Here is a 6,926-nt window from a genome sequence, read left to right as displayed (position 1 = left end):
TGGGGCCTAACGGTAATGGAGGGGGCGGGTGGGTGGGAGAACCGCGGCAACCAGAATCCCCCGGGTGCCGGCTCCACACATAGGAAGTTGGTTGCCGTGGAACTCCCGCCTACCCATGGAGATAAGCCATCGGGGGTGATCCCGCACCCCCTGACCAATGCCTCAAAGTAGGCTTTGACCTGCAAATATGCCATTTATGCGACGGACGGCCGGGGGCGACGGCCCGGGCTTACCGCGATCGGCCTGGAGAGTCCCGACCCCGCAGGATCCGTCAGACGCGCGGAATCCCTGCTCGCCACGGTGGTCCAACCGAAGGCGATCGCGGCGCCCGACGGCATCCGGATCGAGTTCTGCCGTTCCGGCGACCTCCCCACGTCCGGAAATATCACCCATATCGATCACGTGGCGCGTGGGACGTGCCTCACTGTTGTCCGCTATGAGCGGCCCCAGCCCAGCCGCCAACGGACCCCCGCACGTGTGCGCCAGCGTTTTCGCCTGTGCGCGAGGATCACGTGCGACTGGATGGCAAGACCATCCAGGGCACCGAAGAGTGCTCGCCAGGGACTACCCGTCGCAGTAGCGACCCAGGCCCGCGTAGTGCGTGCGATCCGCGAGTTCGACCATGTGGTCAGCACCCCGCCACCGACGCCGGCGGGCCCGTTCCGGACTTCCTGTAGCCCCCTGTGCGGGAGCCGGAGCGAGGCAGCGCTCAGAGATCTCGGCCCGGGGAGGTCTTCGGTAGGCCTTCGAGTTCGCGTACCCGGTCGACCATGTCGGTGATCGCGTCCAGGCTCTTGGGGGACAGGCCGGAGGCGCGCAGGGCGATCCGCCGGACCGAGGCGTCGCGTAGGGCGCTCAGGAGTTGGAGTTCGGCGTCGATGCGCTCCGTTGCCGCGTCGTCGAAGAAGTAGGCGGGCGGAACGCCGAAGAAGTCGGCCAGGGCTTCCAGGTGGCGCTTGGTGGGGTTGTCGCGGATGCCCTTGCGCAGCTGCCAGACGTAGGTGGCCGAGATCGTCGGCCCACCCTTCTGCCGGACGGCCTCGGCGACGTCTTCGAGGCTGTACTCTCCGCCGCCGCGTGGGCGGACGGTGGCGAAGAGGTGGTTCAACTTGTCCGCCAGCGTCCGCTCGGCCCTCGGCTCGGTGTCAGCCATGGACGCTCCTCTCGGTGCTCACCCGGGGACTCCTCCCCAGCGTACCAGCCGATGTGAATGACTCGCCGCCTTCCAGTTCACGGCAGTTGACACGCTCATTTACGTAGGTTTATATTCACATCGTCCACATGAACTGAGATTAACGACGGACAAGGCAGCATCAACTGTCCCCCGGCCGCCGAAATCTCGCACGGCCAGATCACGTGATTCCGCTTTTCGTTCCGACTTTCGCGCGCCCAAAATTCGCTCCCGAAAATTCGCGTACCTACGAATTTGCGCTGCCAAATTCGCTCCCCCCGAAAGGAATCTCCCATGAGAATGCGCACCGGTCTCGCCGCAGTCGCCATGGCCGCCGCCTCATTGGGCACCGTCGTCGTGACCGCCCCCGCCGCCTCCGCCGACCCGATCCTGGGCTCCGCCCAGCTCAGGGCCGTCACCGACGACTACCTCTTCAACATCTCGATCAGCACGTTCCTGAACTACCGCAGCGTCACGCCGTACATCACCCAGCTCGACTGGACCTCCGACGGCTGCTCCTCGCCGCTGCCCAACGGCAACAAGCCGGGCGGGTTCAACTTCCTGCCCTCCTGCCAGCGCCACGACTTCGGCTACCGCAACTACAAGAAGCAGGGCAGGTTCACCGAATACAACCGCGGGCAGATCGACAACAAATTCCGCTCGGACATGTACAACTACTGCGGCCAGTACTCCGGACTCAAGGCGGCGCTGGGCGTGGCATGCCGCCGGTACGCCGACGCCTACTACGCGGCCGTGCGTAACTTCGGCGCCTAATCCGGCCCGGTCAGCTCGGCCGGCGGCGGAAGGCTCGGGCGACATCCCCGAGGAAGGCGATGTCGCTGTCGAGATCGCCGCCACCCGGGACCAGGGGCGGCGCCCACGAACCCACCGGTTCTGCGCCGCCCGCCTTGGCCCGCAGCGCGGCGCCCAGCAGGGCCGCCTCGGCCAGCGCGTCCAGCTTGCGGCCGGACGCGCCGGTCGCGGCGGCCCTGCCGTACGCCGCCGCGGCCGCGTCCACGTCGAGGTAGGGCAGCAGGGCCAGCCGGCCGTCACGGATCTCGACGACCCGCCGGTACAGGCTCAGCCCGAGGTCGCGCGGCCACAGCAGGTCGGCCAGCCGGGACGTCGGCGGCGCCAGCGCGATCTGCGGCGCCGCCCGGTACAGCGCCAGCCACAGCGGGCGCAGCTCGTGGTAGGCGCGATACTGCCGCAGCCAGACCACCAGGTGGGGCAGCCGCATCCGCGGCCCCCACACCGGCATGGTGAAGCCCATCACGATGAGGACGTGCGCGAGCGGCGGCAGGAACATCTCCACGAACGCACCGGGGCCGGGCCCCAGGTAGGGCAGGTCGAACCGGTGCTGCACGAAGAACAGCATCCGGTGCACGTGGTAGGCGAGCGCGGCCACCGTGCCGATGACCGCGAGGCGGACTCCCCAGCGCAGGGCGGGACCGTCCGCCAGGTTGGAGTAGCGCCAGCCCCGCCGGACCCACCGGACGCTGGCCGGGGCCAGGCAGGCCAGGTAGACCAACCAGTATTCGAGGACCCAGGGCGTGTCGGCGTAGCGGTTGGCGAACCGTACGTCGTTGACCGGGGTGGGGGCCAGGGCGAAGAAGACGGTCATCGCCGCCGCCGCGGCGGTCAGCCACCACGCGGTGCGCACCGACCGGGCCCGCGCCTGCTCCGGCGGGTAGGTCATATGGAACAGGAACGCCTGCAGTGACCCGATCACCAGCAGCATGCTGGCGTGGCAGAGCAGCCGGGCGAGGTTGGGCACCCCGGTGAACTGCCCGATCCACTCGTAGGCCACCGGCGTGTTGACGGTCTGCGAGACGGCGAGCCCGCTCAGCGTGAGCAGAACCGCGATACGCATCGGATCGCGCGAGAGCCGCCGCGTGGAGAAGATCCGCCACGCCAGGAAACCCCAGGTCAGGGCGGTGGGCCCGTAAACGCGCAGCCACGCGCCCATGCGCTATCGCGCTGCCGGGCCTGAGGGCCCCTCGGACCACTCCAGCGCGGCCTGCAGCCGGTCGGATATCGTCCCGCCCCGCCCCTGGGCCATCGGCTCGGCCCGGGCCCGCTGCCAGATGAGCGAGGCGAGCAGCTCCGCCTCCTGCTCCTCCACCGCCGAGTAGCCCGCGCGCTCCAGGACCCGGCGCACCATCTCCGGATCCAGGTCCGGCAGCAGCCACCGAGTGTCCTCGGACGCCAGATCCGGCGCCGGGTAGTGGTCGCACAGGATGTGGCACAGCTCGTGCAGGATGATGTGCTCCTGGTGCGGCATCGTGGTCGCCTGCTCGTAGAAGATCAGATCGGCCGCCTCGGTCGCCACCCACAGCCCGTACACACCCGCTCCGCCGGTCAGCGGCCGCAGGTGGATGGGCCGCCCGCGCTGCTCGGCCACCACCGCGCACAGCCGCCGCACGTCGAACGGCGAGGGCAACGGCAATTCCCGCACCCTGGCCTCGCACGCCCGGCGTAACTCCCTGAGCCTGCTCGCCTCGCGAATCACTGTGGCACCCTCGCGAAGACGGAGAGGACAGAACCGCGGCCCGGCTCGGCTCCGCTCACCCACGCCGTCGTGAAAGTCATTTGCCCTCCCGCGTGAACCACGTGGCGCAAGCTCGCAAACCCATGAATCATACCCAGAAGCCGCGCCCCCGACATTGGAGACAGAGCCAACCGGTAGGGGGTGGGCCCCCGTACCGGCGCTCGGTCAGGACCGTACCCGGAGCGTTTCCTCGACCCAGGAGCGCAGCTCGGCGGTGGGTAGTGCCCCGACCCGTTCCGCGACGACCTTGCCCGTGGTCGATCATGATCATCATGGGGACGTGCTTGATGGCGAACCGCCGGGCCAGCCCTGACGCGCGGTCCACGTCCACCTTGACGATTTTGAGCCGTCCCGCCATCTCCTTGGAGAGCTGTTCCAGCACGGGGGTGACCGTCCGGCAGGGCTGGCACCAGCGTGCCCAGAAATCGACGACGACCGGCAGGTCCGCCCGTTCGGCGACCTCGGCGAAGGTGCCGTCGCCGGCCTCGGCGATCCAGGGCAGCGGGTGGTGGCAGCTTCCGCAGCGGGGCACCCCGCTCGCCGCCTCCGGCACGCGGTTCCGCTTCCCGCAGTTCACGCAGTCCACCAAAGTCATGTCAGCCCCCCGGCGGGTGGAAGGTGATGTCCAGCTCCCCGTCCTTGGCGTCCACGACGATGGCCGAACCGTCGGCGATGCTCTCGGCGAGCAGCGCCCGCCCGATCCGGGTCTCGACCTCGCGGGAGATGAAGCGGCGCAGCGGCCGGGCCCCGTACACCGGGTCGAAGCCCTCCACGGCGATGAACGCCCGCGCGTTCTCGGTGACCTCCAGGGTGAGTCGCCGGTCGGCCAGCCGGGCCCGGATGTCGTTGAACATCAGGTCCACGATCTGCTCGATCTCGGCCTCGGTGAGCGGCTTGAACAGCACCACGTCGTCGACCCGGTTGAGGAACTCGGGCCGGAAGTGCGACCGCAGCTCGGCCATCACCCGGGCCCGCCCCTCCGGCTTGATCTCACCGTCGGGGGTGACCCCGTCCAGCAGGTACTGCGACCCGATGTTGGAGGTCATGATGATCACCGTGTTCCGGAAGTCCACGGTCCGCCCCTGCGCGTCGGTCAGCCGCCCGTCGTCCATGACCTGGAGCAGCGTGTTGAACACGTCGGTGTGCGCCTTCTCGACCTCGTCGAACAGCACCACCGAGTACGGCTTGCGCCGCACCGCCTCGGTGAGCTGCCCGCCCTCCTCGTACCCGACGTATCCGGGCGGCGCCCCGACCAGCCGGCTCACCGTGTGCCGCTCCTGGTACTCGCTCATGTCGATGCGGACCATGTTGTCCTCGGTGTCGAACAGGGCCGCCGCGAGCGCACGGGCCAGCTCGGTCTTGCCCACCCCGGTCGGCCCGAGGAACAGGAAGGACCCGATGGGCCGACGGGGGTCCTTGATCCCGGAGCGGGCCCGGATGACGGCGTCGGCCACCAGCCGCACGGCCTCCTCCTGGCCGATCACCCGCTCGGCGAGGATCTGGTCGAGCCGGAGCAGCTTGTCCCGTTCGGCCTCCTGGAGCCGGGACACCGGGATGCCGGTCCACCGGGAGACGATGGCGGCGATCTCGTCCTCGGTCACCACCTCGCGGAGCAGGCGGTGCCCGGCCTGCCGGGTGCCCAGCCGCTCCTCCTCGGCCTGGAGACGGCGTTCCAGCTCGGGGATCCGCCCGTGCCGGAGCTCGGCGGCCCGGTTGAGGTCGTAGGCGCGTTCGGCCTGCTCCGCCTCCCTGCGCAGCGTCTCCAGCTCCTGCCGCAGGCTCTGCACCTTGCGCAGGGCGGCCCGTTCGGCCTCCCACTGGGCCCGCATGGCGTCGGTCTCGGCGCGCCGGTCGGCCAGCTCCTTGCGCAGGTCCGCCAGGCGGGACTGGCTCACCGGGTCCTGCTCCTTGGCCAGCGCGGCCTCCTCGATCTCCAGCCGCATCACCTTCCGGGTGAGCCCGTCCAGCTCGGCGGGCATCGAGTCGATCTCGGTACGGATCATCGCGCACGCCTCGTCGACCAGGTCGATGGCCTTGTCGGGCAGGAACCGGTCGGCGATGTAGCGGTGGCTGAGCCGTACCGCGGCGACCAGGGCACTGTCGGTGATCTTCACGCCGTGGAAGACCTCCAGGCGTTCCCGCAGGCCGCGCAGGATGGAGACGGTGTCCTCGACGGAGGGCTCGTCGACCAGCACCGGCTGGAACCTGCGCTCCAGGGCGGCGTCCTTCTCCACATACCTGCGGTACTCCTGGACCGTGGTGGCGCCGATCATGTGCAGCTCGCCCCTGGCCAGCATCGGCTTGATCATGTTTCCGGCGTCCATCGAGCCCTCGGCGGACCCCGCGCCGACCACGTTGTGGAGCTCGTCCACGAACAGCAGGATGCGCCCCTCGGCCGCCCGCACCTCGTTCAGGACGGCCTTCAGGCGCTCCTCGAACTCGCCGCGGTACTTGGCGCCCGCCACCAGCGAGCCCAGGTCCAGCATGAAGATGACCTTGTCGCGGAGCCCTTCCGGCACGTCGCCGCGGTTGATGCGCTGGGCGAGCCCCTCCACCACGGCCGTCTTGCCGACGCCGGGGTCGCCGATCAGCACCGGGTTGTTCTTGGTCTTCCGGGACAGTATCTGGATCACGCGGCGGATCTCGGCGTCCCGGCCGATGACCGGGTCCAGCTTGTCCGCGCGGGCGTCGGCGACCAGGTCGCGGCCGTACTTCTCCAGCGCCTCGTAGGCCACCTCCGGCATGGCCGAGGTGACCCGCTGGTGGCCGCGCACGCCGGTGAGCGCCGCCAGGAACCGGTCCCTGGTCAGGCCCTGCCGGTGCAGCAGGCGGCCGGCCGCCGTGCTCTCGCCCTCCTCGATCAGCGCCAGCAGCAGGTGCTCGACCGAGACGTACTCGTCCTTGAGGCGGCGCGCCTCCCGGTCCGCGACGTCGAACAGCCGGGACAGGCGCTGGGTGACGAAGACCTGGCCGGGCGCGGCGCCCGGGCCGCTGACCCGGGGGCGGCGGCCCAGCTCGTCCTCCAGCTCGGCGCGGAGGGTCTTGTCGTCGGCGCCCGCCTGCGCCAGCAGCCGCGGCGCCAGCCCTTCCGGCTGTTCGAGCAGGGCCAGCAGCAGGTGTTCGCCGTCCACCTCGGTGTTTCCGTGGCGCAACGCCTTGGTCTGGGCGTCGTGCAACGCCTCCTGGGACTTCTCCGTCATCCGG

At 69.9% G+C, this 6,926-nt stretch carries 6 protein-coding genes; 1 reads left to right on the top strand and 5 read right to left on the bottom strand.

Annotated features, from left to right (window positions below; all coding sequences use genetic code 11):
* Positions 1 to 709: 709 nt before the first annotated feature.
* A complete protein-coding gene (locus tag KIP79_RS43765; RefSeq protein ID WP_214110974.1) occupies positions 710 to 1,153 on the bottom strand; it encodes a helix-turn-helix domain-containing protein in 444 nt (147 codons plus the stop codon).
* 312 nt (positions 1,154 to 1,465) lie between these two features.
* On the opposite strand from KIP79_RS43765, the gene KIP79_RS43760 reads away from it, so the two are divergent.
* Positions 1,466 to 1,945: a phospholipase gene (locus KIP79_RS43760; RefSeq protein WP_214110973.1), complete on the top strand. Its 480-nt coding sequence runs from the start codon at positions 1,466 to 1,468 to the stop codon at positions 1,943 to 1,945.
* A 10-nt stretch (positions 1,946 to 1,955) separates the two neighbouring features.
* Here the strand turns inward: KIP79_RS43760 and KIP79_RS43755 are convergent, their stop codons facing one another.
* The 4 genes from KIP79_RS43755 to clpB form a co-directional block, all read right to left on the bottom strand.
* The gene (locus KIP79_RS43755; RefSeq protein WP_214110972.1) at positions 1,956 to 3,140 is read right to left on the bottom strand and encodes an MAB_1171c family putative transporter; all 1,185 of its coding nucleotides are present in this window, start codon (positions 3,138 to 3,140) and stop codon (positions 1,956 to 1,958) included.
* 3 nt (positions 3,141 to 3,143) lie between these two features.
* Positions 3,144 to 3,683, bottom strand: a complete 540-nt coding sequence (locus KIP79_RS43750) for a hypothetical protein (RefSeq protein WP_214110971.1) — start codon at positions 3,681 to 3,683, stop codon at positions 3,144 to 3,146.
* Positions 3,684 to 3,810: 127 nt separating this feature from the next.
* Entirely contained in the window at positions 3,811 to 4,317 is a 507-nt protein-coding gene (locus tag KIP79_RS43745; RefSeq protein ID WP_214110970.1) for a thioredoxin family protein, read from the bottom strand.
* Between the two features lies 1 nt (position 4,318).
* Entirely contained in the window at positions 4,319 to 6,922 is a 2,604-nt protein-coding gene (gene clpB / locus KIP79_RS43740) for an ATP-dependent chaperone ClpB (protein WP_214110976.1), read from the bottom strand.
* Positions 6,923 to 6,926: the final 4 nt, after the last annotated feature.

The organism is Acrocarpospora catenulata (assembly GCF_018476525.1).
Lineage (GTDB): Bacteria > Actinomycetota > Actinomycetes > Streptosporangiales > Streptosporangiaceae > Acrocarpospora > Acrocarpospora catenulata.
The sequence above is the reverse complement of the archived record's forward strand: the minus strand, read 5'-3'. Positions and strand labels throughout refer to the sequence as shown.